General features: G+C 70.4%; 15 protein-coding genes. 4 read left to right on the top strand and 11 right to left on the bottom strand.

What is annotated here, in order from left to right; genetic code table 11:
- Window positions 1-26: 26 nt before the first annotated feature.
- From CLV54_RS11830 to CLV54_RS11815, 4 genes are all read right to left on the bottom strand, one after another.
- Window positions 27-5,057 (bottom strand): metallophosphoesterase, encoded by a 5,031-nt coding sequence (locus tag CLV54_RS11830; RefSeq protein WP_170061989.1) that lies wholly within the window; start codon window positions 5,055-5,057, stop codon window positions 27-29.
- Between the two features lie 62 nt (window positions 5,058-5,119).
- Complete coding sequence (locus CLV54_RS11825; RefSeq protein WP_100345193.1) at window positions 5,120-7,375, bottom strand: fibronectin type III domain-containing protein; 2,256 nt, start codon at window positions 7,373-7,375, stop codon at window positions 5,120-5,122.
- 228 nt (window positions 7,376-7,603) lie between these two features.
- The gene (locus CLV54_RS11820; RefSeq protein WP_100345192.1) at window positions 7,604-7,810 is read right to left on the bottom strand and encodes a hypothetical protein; all 207 of its coding nucleotides are present in this window, start codon (window positions 7,808-7,810) and stop codon (window positions 7,604-7,606) included.
- Between the two features lie 31 nt (window positions 7,811-7,841).
- Window positions 7,842-8,741: an aminodeoxychorismate lyase gene (locus tag CLV54_RS11815; RefSeq protein WP_100345191.1), complete on the bottom strand. Its 900-nt coding sequence runs from the start codon at window positions 8,739-8,741 to the stop codon at window positions 7,842-7,844.
- 118 nt (window positions 8,742-8,859) lie between these two features.
- Here CLV54_RS11815 and CLV54_RS11810 point away from each other — a divergent pair, with 118 nt between their 5' ends.
- Together CLV54_RS11810 and CLV54_RS11805 are read left to right on the top strand one after the other, a co-directional pair.
- Window positions 8,860-9,105: a helix-turn-helix domain-containing protein gene (locus CLV54_RS11810; protein WP_100345190.1), complete on the top strand. Its 246-nt coding sequence runs from the start codon at window positions 8,860-8,862 to the stop codon at window positions 9,103-9,105.
- A complete protein-coding gene (locus CLV54_RS11805) occupies window positions 9,089-10,312 on the top strand; it encodes a type II toxin-antitoxin system HipA family toxin (RefSeq protein ID WP_100345500.1) in 1,224 nt (407 codons plus the stop codon). The genes CLV54_RS11810 and CLV54_RS11805 overlap by 17 nt, the downstream gene beginning before the upstream one ends.
- A 33-nt stretch (window positions 10,313-10,345) precedes the next feature.
- On the opposite strand, the gene CLV54_RS11800 is transcribed toward CLV54_RS11805, so the two are convergent.
- From CLV54_RS11800 to CLV54_RS11790, 3 genes are read right to left on the bottom strand one after another with little or no spacing between them, the layout of a single operon-like run.
- Window positions 10,346-10,681 (bottom strand): DUF6510 family protein, encoded by a 336-nt coding sequence (locus CLV54_RS11800; RefSeq protein ID WP_211294534.1) that lies wholly within the window; start codon window positions 10,679-10,681, stop codon window positions 10,346-10,348.
- The gene (locus CLV54_RS11795) at window positions 10,678-11,412 is read right to left on the bottom strand and encodes a ferredoxin reductase (RefSeq protein WP_100345189.1); all 735 of its coding nucleotides are present in this window, start codon (window positions 11,410-11,412) and stop codon (window positions 10,678-10,680) included. Before CLV54_RS11795 ends, CLV54_RS11800 begins: the two co-directional genes overlap by 4 nt.
- 58 nt (window positions 11,413-11,470) lie before the next feature.
- Window positions 11,471-12,064 carry a sulfite oxidase-like oxidoreductase gene (locus CLV54_RS11790; RefSeq protein ID WP_100345188.1) on the bottom strand — a complete coding sequence of 198 codons (594 nt, stop codon included), beginning with the start codon at window positions 12,062-12,064 and terminating at the stop codon, window positions 11,471-11,473.
- Window positions 12,065-12,187: 123 nt separating this feature from the next.
- Between CLV54_RS11790 and moaA the strand changes: the two genes are divergently transcribed.
- Window positions 12,188-13,255 (top strand): GTP 3',8-cyclase MoaA, encoded by a 1,068-nt coding sequence (moaA, locus tag CLV54_RS11785; RefSeq protein ID WP_100345187.1) that lies wholly within the window; start codon window positions 12,188-12,190, stop codon window positions 13,253-13,255.
- Window positions 13,248-13,499, top strand: coding sequence for a MoaD/ThiS family protein (locus CLV54_RS11780; RefSeq protein ID WP_100345186.1), 252 nt, complete (start codon window positions 13,248-13,250; stop codon window positions 13,497-13,499). Before moaA ends, CLV54_RS11780 begins: the two co-directional genes overlap by 8 nt.
- Before the next feature lie 13 nt (window positions 13,500-13,512).
- Here CLV54_RS11780 and CLV54_RS11775 read toward each other — a convergent pair whose 3' ends face one another.
- From CLV54_RS11775 to CLV54_RS11760, 4 genes are all read right to left on the bottom strand, one after another.
- Window positions 13,513-13,944 carry a molybdenum cofactor biosynthesis protein MoaE gene (locus CLV54_RS11775; RefSeq protein ID WP_100345185.1) on the bottom strand — a complete coding sequence of 144 codons (432 nt, stop codon included), beginning with the start codon at window positions 13,942-13,944 and terminating at the stop codon, window positions 13,513-13,515.
- Complete coding sequence (gene moaCB, locus CLV54_RS11770) at window positions 13,937-14,941, bottom strand: bifunctional molybdenum cofactor biosynthesis protein MoaC/MoaB (RefSeq protein WP_100345184.1); 1,005 nt, start codon at window positions 14,939-14,941, stop codon at window positions 13,937-13,939. The genes CLV54_RS11775 and moaCB overlap by 8 nt, the downstream gene beginning before the upstream one ends.
- Window positions 14,942-14,971: 30 nt before the next feature.
- Entirely contained in the window at window positions 14,972-16,207 is a 1,236-nt protein-coding gene (locus tag CLV54_RS11765; protein ID WP_100345183.1) for a molybdopterin molybdotransferase MoeA, read from the bottom strand.
- Between the two features lie 79 nt (window positions 16,208-16,286).
- Window positions 16,287-17,465 (bottom strand): ThiF family adenylyltransferase, encoded by a 1,179-nt coding sequence (locus tag CLV54_RS11760; protein ID WP_100345182.1) that lies wholly within the window; start codon window positions 17,463-17,465, stop codon window positions 16,287-16,289.
- Between the last annotated feature and the right edge of the window lie 67 nt (window positions 17,466-17,532).

Here is a 17,532-nt window from a genome sequence, read left to right as displayed (position 1 = left end):
GCGACGCCATCGTGTGAGGGCCCTGACTACATGCCACCCCGGTGCAGCGCGATCAGGGCGGTCGGGAACCGGTCACGCGCCGAGACGTAGACGGCGCCTCGTGCGGGGTCGACGGAGATGCCGTAGACCTTGTTGCCGTAGGCGGTTCCCGGGTAGTCGTGGATCTGGGTCAGATCCCTGGCCGACAGGATGAGCACGCCGCTGGCCTCGAACGCGTCCGACTGGTGCCCCAGGTACAGCCGCTGCGCGATCGGGTCGACCGCGATCGATCGGAGATCGGGTGCCGCCGAGGTCAGCACGCTCGCGAGCACGGAGTAGTCCGTTCCGTCGTAGACGCGAACCGATGAGGTCGCGCCCGTGACGTCCGAGTTGCTGAGGTAGATCCGGTCGGTGCTCGGATCGTAGGCGACGCCGTGCGAGCTCCAGTTGGCCTCCGTGGAGGTGATCGTCTGGATCATCGCGCCGGTGGTGGCGTCCATGACGTCGAAGCCGGAGCCGCGGGTGGTCCCGAAGACGCGTCCGCCGGCGAGGTCCACGTCGAGCCCGCGCACGTTCGCCGTGAAGGAGAACGGCCCGCGTGCGATCGTGTCGTCGCTCAGCTTCAGCACGGCCCAGGCCGCCCCGTAGGCGACGTAGAGCTCGCCCTTCTCCGTGTCGATCGCGACATCCCGAACGCCTTCCGCGGCGCCGCCGGGGATGAGGTGGGTGGCCACGACCGCGTCGGTTCCGGGGTCGATCTCGATCACTCGTGCGGGTCGCTGCTCGTTGCCGACGAAGAGGTGACCGGTGGCCGGGTCGACGACGGAGCCGACCGGCTTCGTGTCGAGCTCGGGATCGGCCTGCGACGACGGGATCGCCGCGAGGGGAGCCGGGGTGTAGCCCGGGTCCTCCTCCTCGCTGTGCAGCACGATGAGCGCGGTCGGGAACCGGTCGCGCGCCGAGACGTAGACCGCACCGCGGGCCGGGTCGACGGAGACTCCGTAGACCTTGTTGCCGTAGGCGGTGCCCGGGTAGTCCTGCAGCTGCGTCAGATCCGTGGACGAGAGGATGAGCACGCCGCTGGCCTCGAAGGCATCCGACTGGTGGCCCAGGTAGAGGCGCTTCGTGATCGGGTCGATCGCCACCGAGCGCAGGTCCGGCGTCGCCGAGGTGAGCGTCTCGTCGAGCAGCGCGTAGTCGCCGCCGCCGTAGACGCGCACCGAGGCCGTCGCTCCCGCGACATCCGAGTTGCTCACGAAGATGCGATCGGATGTCGCGTCGTAGGCGATGCCGTGCGAGGCCCAGTTGGCCCCCGCCGTCGTCACCGTCTGGATCATCGCGCCGGTGGTCGCGTCCATGACGTCGAAGCCGGAGCCGCGGGTCGCGCCGAAGACGCGCCCTCCGGCCAGGTCGACGTCCATGCCGCGCACATTGGCGCTGAACGCGAACGGCCCGCGGGCGATCGTGTCGTCGCTCAGCGTGAGCACGGCCCACGAGGCCCCGTAGGCGACGTAGAGCTCGCCCGTGGCGGAGTCGATCGCGACATCCCGCACACCCTCGTCTGTTCCGCCGGGGATGAGGTGCGTCGCGACGACCGTGTCGGTGATCGGGTCGATCTCGATCACTCGTGCCGGCCGCTGCTCGTTGCCGACGAAGAGGTGACCGGTGGCCGGGTCGACGACGGAGCCGACCGGCTTCGTGTCGAGCTCGGGATCGGCCTCGGACGACGGGATCGCAGCCATCGGGGTCGCCGTGTACTGCAGGCCCGCGGGCGGGTCCGTCGGGTCCGTAGGGTCGGTCGGATCGGTCGGGTCGGTCGGATCGGTCGGGTCGGTCGGGTCCGTCGGGTCGGTCGGGTCGGTCGGCTCGCCGGGATCGACCGGTCCGCTCGCTCCGACGCGCTGGCTCACCGTCACCGCGACGGCGGTCAGCTCCGATCCGGGCGGGTTGAGCCGGAAGTCGCGGTTGGAGACGAACACGCGCTGGTGCTCCTCGTCGACCGAGATGCCGTAGCCGTCCTTGCCGTACTTCGGGTCCGCGAAGTCGCCGAGCAGCTCGCCGCTGTTCGGGTCGTGCACGGAGAAGCCTCCCGAGCCCACGGCCGTGCCGGTGTAGCCGACGTAGAGCAGACCGTTGGTCGAGTCGTAGTCGAGCTGCCTCGGGCTGGCGCGGGTGGTCTTCTCCCACATCGAGGCGAAGCCGCTGTCGACGTCGAAGGCCTCGATGTTGATCGCGTCGGCGACATCGCTGAAGTAGGCTGCCGCGACCTGGCCGTGGGCCGGATCGGCCGCGACGTAGTACGCGTCTGCGGTGCCGTTGATGACGCCGATCGACTCGCCCGTCTCGGCGTTCAGCACCTCGACGCCCCGCGAGGGGATCGCGCCGTAGACGTAGCCGCGCACGGGGTCGACGTCGATCGAGCGGTTGGACTCGATGAACGGGAACGGGCCGCGCACGATCTGGCCGAAGTCCGCATCCGCGATCGAGACGACGACCCAGTTCCGGTTCTGCTGACCGACGTAGAGCAGGTTCTTCTCGTCGTCGATGCCCAGATCCCGGATGTTCTCGGGCAGGGTGATCTCGCGCTTGACCTCGTCGGTGTCGGGGTCGATCTCGAAGATCTTCTGCCCGTTCTGGTCGCCCAGGTAGAGCACGTCGCGGCTCTCCGAGTACGCCGAGCCGGCCGGCAGCTGCGCGTTCGACTTGTTGACCGAGTCGAGCTCGCTGAGCGTCGTGTAGTCGAGCGTGTCGTCGAGCACGCGCTCGCTGACGGTCACGGCGACCGCGTCGAGCTCGGAGCCGGGCGGGTTGAGCCGGAAGTCGCGGTTGGAGACGAACACGCGCTGGTGCTCCTCGTCGACCGAGATGCCGTAGCCGTCCTTGCCGTAGGAGGGGTCGTCGAAGTCTCCGAGAACCTCTCCCGTGTTCGGGTCGTGCACCGAGAACCCGCCGGTGCCGGCGCCCGTGCCCGTGTAGCCGACGTAGAGCAGACCGTTGGTCGAGTCGTAGTCGAGCTGCCGGGGGCTCGACCTGCTGGTCTTCTCCCACAGCGAGGCGAAGCCGTTCTCGACGTCGAAGGCCTCGATGTTGATCGCGTCGGCGACGTCGCTGAAGTACGTCGTCGCGACCTGGCCGTGTGCGGGGTCGGCCGCGACGTAGTAGGCGTCGGCCGTTCCGTTGATGACACCGATCGATTCGCCGGTCTCGGCGTTCAGCACCTCGACACCGCGGGACGGGATGGCGCCGTAGACGTAGCCGCGCACGGGGTCGACGTCGATCGAGCGGTTGGACTCGATGAACGGGAACGGGCCGCGCACGATCTGGCCGAAGGTGTCGTCGGCGATGGAGACGACGACCCAGTTGCGGTTCTGCTGACCGACGTAGAGCAGGTTCTTCTCGTCGTCGATCCCGAGGTCCCGGATGTTCTCGGGCAGGGTGATCTCGCGCTTGACCTCGTCGGTGTCGGGGTCGATCTCGAAGATCTTCTGCCCGTTCTGGTCGCCCAGGTACAGCACGTCGCGGCTCTCCGAGTACGCCGAGCCGGCCGGCAGCTGCGCGTTCGACTTGTTGACCGAGTCGAGTCCGCCGACGACCTCGTAGTCGACCGATCCCACGGGGGTCTCGGGCTCGTCCGGGTCGTCGGGGTTCGGGTCGGGGTTGGGCTCGCAGCCGAGGCAGGGCTGAGGGTTGCCCGGATCGATGACCTGCGGCTCCGTGTCATCCGTCACGGCCTTGCCCGAGTCGTTCTTGACGATCGTCAGACCGTCGTAGTACTCGCCGTCGGCCGTGCGGGACTCGTAGCGCAGCTCGTCGCCGGAGACGTCGATGAGCTGGTACAGCTGGATGTTGCCACCGAGCTTGCGCAGGTGCGCGCCGTTCGCGTTCCACAGCCGCGGGCCGCCGGGGTACATCTTCGAGCCGACCACGGAGACCGCGTAGACGGGTCCGTCGTAGTTGGTCGTGGGGCTCCAGTTCTCGGGGTTGCCCTCCTCCGACGCCAGGGTGTTGCCGCGGCCGTAGCCGTGGTCGTGGCCCTGGAGCACGAGGTCGACGTTGTTCTCCTCGAACAGCGGAACCCAGGCCTGGCGGATCGCGATGTTGTTGCGGCCCTCGTCGAGCGAGAAGACGGGGTGGTGGAAGTACACGACCGTCCACTTGTTGGGGTTGTTCTCGAGGGTGGTCTTGAGCCACGCCGTCTGCACGGCGAGGGCCGACGCCTCGGTGATGTTGCTGTTGAGCGAGATGAACCGCACACCCTGGTAGTCCGTGTAGTACACGGTGCCGTCGAGGAGCGCCTCGACCTCGGGCGAGCCCTTCGGCCCGTTGTCCGGGTACTCGAACTGCGCCTGCCACTGCGAGGAGAGCTGCTCGCCCTCGTACTCGTGGTTGCCGGCTGCCGCGAGGAAGTTCTGCGTGCCGAAGGTGTACCCGGCGGCGTCGAAGACCTCACCCCACTGCGAGTCGTTGTTGGCGTCGTCGATGAGGTCGCCCGCCTGCAGCACGATGCTCGCATCCGGGCGATCGCGGAAGGCGTTGCGGATGACGCGCGAGGCATCCGACTTGATGCCGTTCTGCACGTCGCCGAGGTAGATGAACGAGAAGTCCTCCGGCGTGGCGGCCGCGGTCGTGAAGTGCTGCCACTCGCTGAAGTTGGTGCCGTCGCCGACGCGGTACTGGTACTGCGTCGCGGGGGAGAGGCCCGTGAACTCCACGCTGTGGAACATCTCGGTGTAGCCCTGATCCGTGGGCACGGTCGTGCTCTCGGAGGCGTCGACCGTCGTGTAGTCGGTCATGTAGGGCTCGGCCGTCGCCACCCGGATCTGGGCCTGCGCGGTCGTCACCCCCGTGGAGGTGCGCCAGGTGACGGCCTGCGAGTTCGCGAGGTCGCCGGAGGGGGTCAGGACGATCCGGTCGGGCACGCGCGACGGGCCGTGCTGCACGAGCGGCGTGACGGTCGCCGCGGTTGCGGTCTGCGCCGTGCCGAGCACCGGGGCGAGGGCCGCTCCGGCGAGGGCGGCCACGGTGAGCGCGGCCAGGAGGCGTGGTCCACGACGGAACCAGGGGGACGAACTCCTCATGCGTGAGGGGCCTTTCTCGGAAGTGAGGACAGTCGACGATGGACGGGTGTGCCGGGCGGCCCTCATACGGCACCACCCTGACGCGGCTTGCGGTAGTAGCGCACGCCGAAGAGCACGAGCAGTCCGGCGAAGAGCGTGAAGCCGCCGATGGCCAGGGCCGTTCCCACGGCGCTCGCCCCGGTGTCGGCGAGGTTCTTCACGCCGGTGGGCGCCGCTCCGACGGGAAGCACGGTGATCGTCTTCTCGGCGGTCACCCCGGACTCGAGCCCGCGCAGCACGATCGTGTGCACGCCCGCGGGAACACCGGCGGGGATGTGCACGCTGAAGAGCACGTCGCCGGATGCATCGGCCTTCGTGAAGCCCAGGCTGATCGGGTCCGAATGCAGCGTCGCCTCCATGTCCTCGTTGGGCTTGAAACCGGAGCCCTTCAGGAAGAGCTCGCCGCCGGCCGCGATCCCGGTCGCCGAGAGCTCCAGCTGCGCCGAATGGCTCGGCGGGTCGGTGGGCTCGTCGGTGGGTTCCGCGGTGGGTTCCGTCGTCGGCTCGGAGGTCGGGTCGCTCGTGGGCTCCGTGGTGGGCTCCGTCGTGGGTTCCTCGGTCGGTTCGACCGTGGGCTCCGTGGTGGGCTCGCTCGTGGGCTCGTCCGTCGGTTCCGTGGTGGGCTCGCCGGTCGGCTCGTCCGTGGGCTCGCCGGTCGGCTCATCCGTCGGCTCTGCGGTGGGCTCGTCGGTCGGTTCCGTGGTGGGCTCGCCCGTCGGCTCGTCCGTGGGCTCGTCGGTGGGCTCCGGCGTCGGCTCGTCGGTGGGCTCATCCGTCGGCTCTGCGGTGGGCTCGTCGGTCGCCCCGGGGATGACCGGGGTGGGCCGCTCGGGCGCGTTGATCGTCGAGCGGGTGGAGCCGGGGCCCGATGCACGCCCGACGGTGTCGTCGGTCACGAGCTTGGTGCCGTCATCCGACTTGGTGATCGTGAAGGCGTCGAAGAGCTCGCCGGTGACCTTGCGGCTCTCGACGTGGATCTCGTCGCCCGTGACGTCGACCGTCTGGAACATCTGGGTGTCGCGGTTCATGCTGCGCATGTGCGCCCCGTTCGTGACCCAGTTGTTGGTCGCGGGGTCGTCGGGCACGTACATCTTCGGGCCGGCGACGGTGACCATGTAGACCGGGCCGGTTTGGCTCGTCTCCGCCGAGGCGCCGGCGGGCAGGTTCTGCTCGTTCGCGAAGAGGTTGCCGCGGCCGTAGGCGTGGTCGTGGCCCGAGAGCACGAGGTCGACGTTGTGCTTCTCGAAGATCGGCAGCCAGGCATCCCGGATCGTCTTGTTGTCGCGCCCCGAGGTGACCGAGAAGACCGGCTGGTGGAACGAGACGACGCTCCACTTGCCGGGGTTCTCCTCGAGCACCTGGTCGAGCCACGCGGTCTGGGAGGCGAGGTCGGCCGTGTTGATCTGCGAGCCGTTGAGGGAGATGAAGCGCACACCCTGGTAGTCGACGAAGTAGGTGTTCTCGCTGAACATCGCCTTCGCCTCCGGGGTGTCCGCCGGGCCGTTGTCGGGGAACTCGAACTGCGCCTTCCAGTAGCGCGTGAGCTCGGGACCGGGGTAGTACTCGTGGTTGCCGGGGGTCGCGATGACGTTGAGGTAGGCGTTCTCGAAGCCGGCGGCGGAGAACCACTCGCCCCACTCGGCGTCGGCGACGTCCGTGTCGATGAGGTCGCCGAGGTGGACGACGGCCTTGGCGTAGGGACGCGCCTCGTAGGCGGCGCGGAAGGCGCGCGAGGCGTACGACTTGACGTCGTTCTGGGCGTCGCCCTGCACGAGGAAGGAGAACGGCTCCGGCTCGGTGGAGGCGGTCGCGAACTCGAACCACTCACTCCAGGTCTCGCCGTCGCCCACGCGGTAGACGTAGCTCGTCGCGGGGGTCAGCCCGGTAAGCGTCGCGGTGTGGTATTTGATGGAATAGCCCAGGTCAGTGGCAAATTCCGTGGTGCTCACGGCCGGCGTGGTGCTCGTCGCCTGCACGGGGCCGTCGGTCATCGGCGCGAGCTGGACCTGCGGCGCGGTGACCTCGACCGAGGTGCGCCAGGAGACGTTCTGCGTGGTCGCGGGGGTGATCGTGGGGGTGAGGATCACCCGGTCGGGCACGGCCGATGCGAGGTGCACGGTGGCCGGGTTGACGGGCGGCGGAGCCAAGCCGCCGCCCGCGGCATAGGCGATGCCGCTGCCGATCGTGCCGAGTGCGAGAGCGGCGATGATGCCACCCGCGAGTAGTGTCTTGCGCCTTCGCGGAGTGTTAACCGCGCGCGCCGAAGCGTCACCAATCATCCCTGTGGATGCCCCTTAGATGTGATCGGCGCGAAGGCGCCGAGGGATCGAGTATTGATGCGCCGGAAAACGTCACGGGGCGATAACGCCACGCTAATCGGTGGGAAAACACTCATAGCGTCTTCCTCAGTGATGTTCAGGTCTCGTTCACCTGAGCAGTGAACCGTTCATCTTTGCGCGAGCGAATCTTCGACGGTGAGGCGCCGATCATTCATCTCGACGAGCCGCTCAGTCGAGCTCGTCGGCTCGTTCCTGATCGTGGGCGGGCTCGCTGACGGGGTAGACGCCGCCCGGGCGGATGAAGCGCCCGGCCCGTGCCGCGGTCTGCCAGTCCTCGTTCGTGCTCTCGAGCTCCGCGAGCTGCTCGAGCGTCATCGTGCCGTCGACGTCTTTGGGGTCGTCGTCTCCCGTGAGTCTCTTGCCGATGGCTGACATGGTCAGAGGGTATCGGTCGGCGGCCGCTTCGTCACTCCTGACGCGCGAGCAGGTACTCGTTGAGCCCTTCGGTGAGCGGGCCGTCGACCAGCAGCTCGCGGTCGTCGATCGCGTTGATGGGGGCGGCCTGACGCACGCTCGACACGAGCCACGCGGCATCCGCCCGTTCGAGCTCGTCGGCGGAGATCGTCGCGTACTCGGTGCGCAGCCCCCGGCTCTCGAAGAACTCGAAGGCGCTCGCCTGGGTGGTGCCGGCGAGGATGCCGAGGTCGGTCTGCGGGGTGCGCACCCGGCCGCCGTCGAGCAGGATGAGGTTCGAGGTCGGCCCTTCGAGCACGATCCCGTCGGAGCTCACGAAGATCACGTCGTTCGCCCCGCGGCGGTGCGCCTCGCGGATCGCGGCGCGGTTGACCGCGTACGAGAGCGTCTTGGCGCCCTGCAGCAGCCAGGGCGAGGTGCGGTTGACGTCGTGCCGGTACCCGCGGTCGAGCGTGACCACGCGGATGCCGGTCGTGCGCGCCTCTCGGAAGTCGGGCGCGGTCTCGGCGTAGACCCAGCCGGTGGGGGCGTTCGCGCCTTCGATGCCGCGCGTGAGCATCATCTTGACGAAGAGCTCCGGCACGGGCACGTGGGCCTGGATGACCGCGTGCACGGCGGCGCGCCAGACGTCGAGGTCGGGCTCGGGCAGGTCGAGCCGGCGAGCGGATGCGGCGAACCGCTCGAGATGGCTCTCGAGCGCCTGCGCGTGCCCCCGCACGACGCTGATCGACTCGAAGCAGCCGTCGCCGCGGCTGACTCCGAGATCGAGCACGCTCAACTGCGGCTCGGCGGGGTCTGCGGGCAGGAAGTCGGGCGCGGCGCGCTGGGCGTCGTCGAGCACACCTTCGACCGAGACCGGGCGGGTGACGAGAAACAGCGTTGCATGGCTCATCGTGGTTACAGGCTACTCGCGGGTGTCGCGGGGCCATCGTGCCGCGCCGCGGACGCTGCGGGGAGCGGGTGTCACGAAATCCCGATACTCGACCGATGAACGAATCCGAGGAGAGCACATGGCGAAACACACCGCCCGACTGCATGCGCCCGCAGACTTCGGGCTCGCCATCCAGCAGGCGCGTCTCGACCACTTCATGTCCCAGCAGCAGCTCGCCGAGCTTCTCGGCATTCCGCAGAGCACGATCAGCGAGATCGAGAGCGGGAAATCCACGATCTATCTGCGGCGCCTGCTCACGTTGGCACGCGCCACGGGCATCGAGCTCACCGCGACATGGGAAGATGGCGATGCGACTCGCGGTTGATCTTCACGGCACGATCGTCGGAACGCTCGAGGGCGACGCCCGGACCTTCGACTTCGTTCCGAGCGCTGAGGGCGTCGAGCGCTTCGGCCAGAACAGCCTCGTGCTCTCGGTCTCGATACCGCTCGTCCCCACGCCTCGTCGCGACCACGCCGGCCGGCGCCGGAACTGGTTCACCGAGCTGCTTCCCGAGGGTGATCACTATGACTACATGCTGCAGCAGGGCGGCTTGCGCGCGGGCGACACACCCAGATTCCTCGCCCGTTACGGGCGGGATGTCGCGGGTGCACTTCACATCTGGGACATGGACGATCCCACTGAGCCGAAGGTGCCCGGCGTCAGGCCGGTGAACGGCCTCGAGATCCGTAGGCTTCTCGAAGACCCGATGGGGTCGCCGCTGGGGAACGCGCCGGAGGCAGGGAAGTCCTCTCTCGGCGGCGTACAACCCAAGGCTGTTCTCGTGCGCCTCGAGGACGGGTGGGCGCAGGCGCTCGACGGATACCCGACCACGCACATTCTCAAACCCCGGCTCGGCGCAGACAAGGCGACCGTGATCTTCGACGAGGAGTACGGCTCGCGCATCGCTCGCCGACTCGATCTCGCACGCTTCGCGACCTGGATCGAGGAGTTCGACGGTCTCGCCGCGCTCGTGATCGAGCGCTACGACAGAGTCGGCGGTGAGCGAGTGCAGCAGGAGGACTTCAACCAGGCTCCCGGGGCGAACCAGAAATATCAAGAGGTGGGCGGCGTCGTCAGCCTGCAGCGGGTGGCCGAGACGCTCAAGCGACACGCGCCGGAGCACGATCTGCGACGACTCGCCCAGATGGTGGTGCTCGCCGTCGGCATCGGAAACCTCGACATGCACACGAAGAACATCGGACTGCTGCATTCCGCCGACGGCACCGTGCAGCTCGCGCCCGCGTATGACGTCGTGCCGCAGGCCCATCTCGCCAACGACGGCAAGCTGGCTCTGGCCGTGGACGGGAAGTACCGGCACTCGGAGATCACCGCGGACGACCTGATCGCCGAGTTCACGTCGTGGGGGCTGCGGCGATCCGGTCTCACTGTGGGCGACACGCTCGACCAGCTGGAGTCGATCGTCGGGGAGGAGATCCCCCTCGACGGCGCCTACGAAGCGCTGCGGCCGACGATCCTGGGGTTCATCGACAATCTCCGGCACGGCGAGCCGGTCGGCGGGCGTCGCTCGTAGCCGCATGGGCGACGGCTGCGCCCGGCCGATCCGTCACACGGGGTGGTCGGCCTCATCGTCGAGCTCGAGCATCCGCAGGCCCGAGACGTCGAGGCGGCTGCGGCCCTCGCCCTCGACCATCCGCAGCAGCACCGAGTCGCAGCCGGGGCAGCACAGCGCGAGCCCGTGCACCTCGACGTAGAGGCGCGTCTCGGCGACGACGGAGACCGTGCCGCAGTGCTCGCACGTGCCGCGGGCGGTCGTCATGTCGATCGCGAAGAGCTCGGAGAGCGGCCCGGCGGCCGCGTTGCCGTCGAGGCGATCGAACTGCGTGCCGTCGAACTGCGTGCCGTCGAGCCGCCGGCCCTCGAACTGCCTGTCGCCGGTCATGGCCTCTCTCCCACTCCGCCGTAGCGTTCCGTCTTGATGCGGTCGGGTGAGTAGCCGTCGGCCACGAGCCAGTCCGCGACGGTCTCGACGAACGGCGTCGATCCGCAGATGAAGACGCCCGGGTCGGCGGCGATCGGATGCACGAGCGAGGCGAGGGTCGCGGCATCCAGTCGCCCGGCCGGCGAATGCCAGCCCTCGGGGGCGACGCGGGTGTAGACGTAGTCGATGCGGAGATGCGGGGAGGCCGAGAGCGCGGCGAGCTCGTCGCGGTAGAACAGGGCCTCGCGGCTGCGCGCCGAGTAGAGCAGGCGGAAGTCGGTCGTGGCGCCGGCGAGCTCGTGGGCGCGGATCATCGACATGAGCGGCACGACGCCGGATCCGCCCGCGATGAGCTGCACGGGCGAGGGGTCGTCGGCCCGCCAGACGAACCAGCCGCCCACCGGCCCGCGGATCTCGAGCTGGTCGCCGACCGAGACCCCGCGCACGAGGTAGGGCGAGACCTCGCCGTCGACGAGCTCGTCGACCGTGATCTCGAGCTCGTCGCCGGGCAGGGCGGAGGCGATCGAATAGGAGCGCTGGGCCGAATAGCCGTCGGGGGCCGTGAGCTTCACGTCGATGTGCTGACCGGCGAGGTGGCCGTGCAGTCCGGGGATGCGCAGGCGCAGCGTTCGGGCGGTCGGGGTCTCATCGCGCAGCGCCACGACGTCGGCGACCTTCCAGCTCGTTCTCACGACCGGGTTCTCGGGATGGGAGCGCTGCCCAGGACGAGGGCGCTCAGGATGCCGCGGCTCACCAGTACCGCTGCTCACGCCACGGGTCGCCGTACATGTGGTAGCCGTTGCTCTCCCAGAACCCCGGCACGTCCTGCTGCATCATCTCGATGCCGCGCACCCATTTGGCGCTCTTCCAGAAGTAGAGGTGGGGCACGAGCAGGCGCGCGGGGCCGCCGTGCTCCGGGTCGAGCGGCTCGCCGTCGAAGCGGTGGGCGATCCAGGCCTGGCCGTCGAGCAGGTCTTCGAGGGGCACATTGGTCGTGTACCCGCCGTAGGAGTGCGCCATCGTGAAATCGGCGGTGGACTCGACGTCTTCGAAGAGGGTGTCGAGGGCCACGCCGCGCCATCCGGTGCCGAACTTCGACCAGCTCGTGACGCAGTGGATGTCGACCGTCACGTCCTCCTGGGGCAGGGCCATCATCGCGTCCCAGTCCCAGCGGTGCACCTGACCGGTCTCGGTCGTGATCGTGAACTCCCACTCGTCCGTGTCGACGCGCGGCGTGGGGCCGGCGGAGAGCACGGGGAAGCTCTTCGTGAGGTACTGGCCGGGCGGGAGGTTCGGGTCGTCGCTGCGTCGCCGGCCGAGGAATCCCGAGGAGATGATGCCCATGATGTCCGACCTCCGCTTGTGCCGCTCGTGCTGCGCCGTGTGTCGCTGTGAGGCAGCTTAACGGAGCGCGAGAGCGCGGTCCAGAGGCGGAAGATCCCCGGAATGCCGGTCTAGTCTGGGAGTGTGACACTCCTCAAGCTGGGGATTCCGCAGCTGCGGCGGGATTCCGCCGAGCAGCCCGATTCTGCGGGGCGACCCGACGTGCCCGGGCTCCTCGACCGCTTCGGGAGGACGGCGCGCGACCTCCGGATCTCCGTCACCGAGAAGTGCTCGCTGCGGTGCACCTACTGCATGCCCGAGCAGGGGCTGCCGGCCATCCCGCGCGAGGAGCTGCTGACCCCGGCGGAGATCGGCCGGCTCGTGGGCATCGGCGTGCACCGCCTGGGTGTGCGCGAGGTGCGGTTGACGGGAGGCGAGCCGCTCATGCGCGCAGACCTCGCCGAGATCGTCCGGCTGAGCGCGGAGGCGGCGCCCGGCATCGACCTCTCGATGACCTCCAACGGCATCGGCCTCGACAGGCGGGTCGGCGCGCTCGTGGCTGCCGGGCTCACGCGCGTCAACGTCTCCCTCGACACCGTCGACCGCGCCCACTTCGCCGAGCTCACCCGCCGCGACCGCCTGCCCGACGTGATCGCCGGCATCCGGGCCGCCCACGCGGCCGGGCTCACGCCGCTCAAGCTGAACGCGGTGCTCATGCGGGAGACCCTGCCCGGCGCCGCCGAGCTGCTCGCCTGGGCGCTCGCCGAGGGCTGCCGGCTGCGGTTCATCGAGCAGATGCCGCTCGGCGCCGACCAGAACTGGGCGCGCGACCACATGGTGCCGGCGAGCGAGCTGCTCGCGGTGCTCTCCGAGCGCTTCGAGCTCACCGGGATCGGCCGCGACGATCCCTCCGCTCCGGGCGAGGAGTGGCTCGTCGACGGCGGGCCCGCCACGGTGGGCGTCATCGCCTCGGTCACGCGCTCGTTCTGCGCCGACTGCGACCGCACCCGCATCACCGCGGAGGGCACCGTGCGATCCTGCCTCTTCGGCGACAACGAGACCGACCTCAGGCACCTGCTGCGCGGTGGCGCGGATGACGAGGAGATCGCCCGATGGTGGCGCGGCGCCATGTGGGCCAAGCAGTCCGGGCACGGCATCGACGCCGAGACGTTCAGCCCGCCCGCGCGCAGCATGGGGGCGATCGGTGGCTGAGGTGCTCGTGCGGTACTTCGCGGCGGCCGAGGAGGCCGCCGGCGGTCTCGAGCAGGAGGCCTTCGAGTTCGCGCCGGATGCCACGCTCGCCGAGCTGCACGCCGAGCTCGTGCGGCGTCACGGCGAGCCCATGGCGCGCGTGCTGCGCTCCGGCTCGTTCCTCGTCGACGGGATCGTGCGCCGTGGAGGGGACGCGAGGCTCGGCCCGCGGGTCGACGTGCTGCCGCCCTTCGCGGGCGGATAGAGCCGGGCTGGCGTCAGAGCCCGACCCACTCCGAGACGCCGTCGTCGAAGTGCTGGCGCTTCCAGATCGGCACCTCGTGCTTGACGAGCTCCACGAGCTCGGCGCAGGCCTCGAAGGCCTCGCGCCGGTGCGGTGCGGCGACCGCGGCGACGAGCGCGAGGTCGCCGACGACGAGGGAGCCCACCCTGTGCACGGCCGCGACCGCGAGCCCCGAGCGCTCGGCGACCCGCTCGCAGCATTCGCGCAGGAAGCGCTCGGCCTCGGGATGCGCGCGATAGTCGAGGGCCCGCACGGTCCGGTCGCGATCGTGATCGCGCACGACGCCCTGGAAGGAGACCGTCGCCCCGTTCGCGGCGCGGGCGACGAAGGCGTCGACCTCGGCGAGGCTCAGCGGCTCGGCGGAGACGCGGGCGAGCACCTCAGCCGCATCGAGCGCGTCAGCCACGGTGGTCGCCGCCGCCGTTGACCTGGGCGACGAGATGGTCGAGCAGGCCGCCGAGCACCTCGAGGCCGTCGGCGACTCCGCCCCTCGAGCCGGGCAGGTTCACGACGATCGTGCGGCCGGCCGTGCCCGCGAGACCGCGGCTGAGGGCCGCCGTCGCCGTCGAGGCGAGGCCGCGCGCCCGGATCGCCTCCGCGACTCCCGGCAGCTCGCGGTCGAGAACGGCCGCGGTCGCCTCGGGGGTCACATCGCCGGGAGCAGCGCCCGTGCCGCCCGTGGTGATCACGACGGCGGGCTGGGCGGCGACGGCCGTGGTGAGGGCGGTCGCGACATCCGCGTCGGCGACGACCCGGGGCGCCTCAACGGCGTAACCGCGCTCCGCGAGCCAGGAGACGATGACCGGGCCGGTCGTGTCGTCGCGCTCGCCGGCGGCCGAACGGGTGGAGGAGACGAGAACGACGGCGCTGCGGTCGTCGTCCGTCGGCCGATCGTGCGGCGTGTCACCGGGAGAGGGCTCGCCGCCGTCGGCGCCCGGTCGCACCCAGTCGCCGTGCTTGCCGCCGCTCTTCGAGACGAGTCGCACATCGTTCATGACGGCGGCGGGGTCGACGGCCTTGATCATGTCGTGCAGGGTGAGCCCGGCGACGGCGACGGCCGTGAGCGCCTCCATCTCGACGCCCGTCTGCCCGCGCGTCTTCGCGGCGGCCTCGACGACGATCGAGCTCTCGTGCAGCTCGAAGACCACGGTCACCGAGCTGAGCGGGATCGGGTGGCAGAGCGGGATGAGCTCGGAGGTCTTCTTCGCGGCCATGATCCCGGCGATCCGGGCGGTCGCAAGGACATCGGCCTTCGGCAGCTCGTCGCCCCGCACGAGGGCGAGCACCTCCGCGGTGGTGTCGAGCCGTCCGCGGGCGATCGCGACCCGCGTCGTCTCGGCCTTGCCGCTCACATCGACCATCCGTGCGCGGCCCTCGCCGTCGAGGTGCGTCAACTCGCTCACGGTATCAACTCGCTCACAGTGCCCACTCGCTCATAGGATCCACACTCTCACGTTCGCTCCGGCCGCGAGACTCGTCGTCTGCGTGGGGATCTCGATGAGCGCGTTCGCCCGAGCCATCGCCGCGACGAGGTGCGAGCTCGGCCCGGCCACCGTCGTCACGGTGCCGTCGGGCGAGAGGATGCCGCGCAAGAACTGCCTCTTGCCCTCGGGCGACTCGACAGCGGTCGTCAGCGCGCCGGTCACGGGTTGCAGGGCCGGGAGTCCCGCCGCCTCGCGCAGCAGGGGCCGCAGGAAGACGAGGAACGACACCTGCGTGCTCACGGGGTTGCCCGGGAAGCTCAGCACCGGCACCCCGTCGACGAGAGCTGTCGCCTGCGGCCTGCCGGGCTGCATGCCCACGTGCACGATGCTGCCGCCGAGGGGCTCGGTGGTCTCGCGCACGACCTCGTAGGCGCCGCGCGAGATGCCGCCCGAGGTGAGCACGAGATCGGCGGCGGATGTCGCGCGCGCGAGCAGCCCGGCGAACTCGGCGGTGTCGTCGCCCGAGCGCTCGGCGAGCACGACCTCGGCGCCGCACTCGTGCACGGCGGCCACGAGGCTCGTGAGGTTGGCGTCGAAGATCTTGCCGGCGGCCGGCGCGTCGTCGGCACGCCCGTCACCAGCGCCGATGAGCTCGGCGCCCGTCGTGAGCACGGCGACGCGCAGCCGGCGTCGCACCGGAACGCTGCGCACACCGGCCGCGGCGAGGGCTCCCAGGTGCCGGGGGGCGAGGCGCACGCCGGCCGGCGCCAGCAGCTCGCCCGTCCGCAGGTCGCTTCCCCGTTCGCGCACGTACCGCCCGCTCGGCCCCGCGCGGTGGATCGTCACGCTCTGCCCGGTGAGGCCCCGCTCGGGCCACTCGAGGGTGTCGGTCTCCTCGACGGGCACGACGACGTCGGCCCCGGGCGGCACGGGCGCGCCCGTCATCACCCGCAGCGCCGTGCCGGGCACGAACGCGGGTGTCGCCGTGCCGCCGGCGGCGAGCTCGCCGACGACGGGGAGCGTGACCGGCAGAGTCGCGACATCCGCGCTGCCCACGGCGTAGCCGTCCATCTGGGAGTTGCGGAAGAGCGGCAGATCGACGGGGGAGAGCACATCGCGCGCGAGCACCCGGCCGAGCGCGTCGTCGAGTGCCGGCTGTTCGGCGTCCTCGCCCGATCGGAGCCGTGTGAGCACGGGCTCGACGAGCTTCCGCACCCGTTCGGCGTGGTCTTCGACCGAGATCATCCTGCCACCTGTCGTTTCGTCGAGCCTCGGGCCGTCGCGCCCCGTGTCCGGTATCGATTGACGTCCACCGTCGATCGTTTCAGTATCGCGCCACGCGGGGGTCGACGGAGAGCGACCAGGCGTCGATGCCGCCGGTGAGGGAGAGGGCCTCGACGCCGGATGCCGCGAGCCTGCGCCTCGCCGTCTCCGAGCGGATGCCGTGGTGGCAGTAGAGCACGACCGCGCCCTCTGCGGGCACCTCGCCGACCCAGCCCTCGATGCCGGGCAGGGGTTTGAGCAGGCCGCCGGGGATGCTCGCGATCTCGGCCTCCCACGGCTCGCGCACGTCGACGACGGTCAGCTGCTCGCCCGCGGCCAGCCTGCGCGCGAGCTCCGGGGCCGTGATCGAGGTGGGACGCACGACAGTGCCGGCCGTGTCGCCGGGCGGCGTCGTGCCGCAGAACGCGTCGTAGTCGACGAGCTCGGTGATCGGCGCGCCCTCGGGGTCGCGCTCGTAGGCGAGCTCGCGGAAGCCGCCCGTGAGCGCGTCGTAGCTCGTCACGCGCCCGAGCAGGGTGCGCCCCGTGCCGGTGATGAGCTTGACGGCCTCGCCGACCATGATCCCGCCGACCACGGCGCAGACGCTCGGCAGCACCCCCGCCTCCTCGCACGAGGGCACGCTGCCTGGCTCGGGCGGCTGGGGGAAGAGATCGCGGTACTGGGGCCCGTGGACGGCCCAGCAGACGCCGGCCTGCCCGCCGAAGCGGTGCACGGCGCCCCACACGAGCGGTGTCCCGAGGATCGCGGCCGCGTCGTTGACGAGGTAGCGGGTGGCGAAGTTGTCGCTCCCGTCGAGCACGAGATCGTAGTCGCCGAGGATGCCGAGCGCGTTCTCGCGCGTGAGCCGCAGATCGTGCACGACGGCGCGGGTGCGGGTCGCCAGTGCGCGCACGGATGCCGCAGCCGACGCCGCCTTGCCCGCGCCGACCGAGCCCGGGTCGTGGATGCTCTGGCGCGGCAGGTTGCTGAGCTCGACGATGTCGGCGTCGACGATCCCCACCGTTCCCACGCCCAGCGCGGCGAGCGCCGTGATCGTCGCGCTGCCGAGCCCGCCGGCGCCGACCACGAGCACGCGGGCGTTCGCGAGCCTGCCCTGGCCGAGCGGTCCGAAGCCGGGAAGCACGATCTGCCGCGAGTACCGGGTGAGCTCCTCCGCGGTGAGGGTGTCCGCCGCCGCGACGAGGGGCGGGAGGGGTGTTGCCTGAGCTGCAACCGTCATCCTGCGATTCTGCCACCGCTCCTCGGCCCTGCGCTGTGCGAGTCGCGCCGAACCGTTCTCGAATCGC

Origin of the sequence: Compostimonas suwonensis (assembly GCF_002797855.1) — a bacterium.
Classification (GTDB): domain Bacteria; phylum Actinomycetota; class Actinomycetes; order Actinomycetales; family Microbacteriaceae; genus Compostimonas; species Compostimonas suwonensis.
This window is presented reverse-complemented; position numbering and strand designations above follow the sequence as displayed.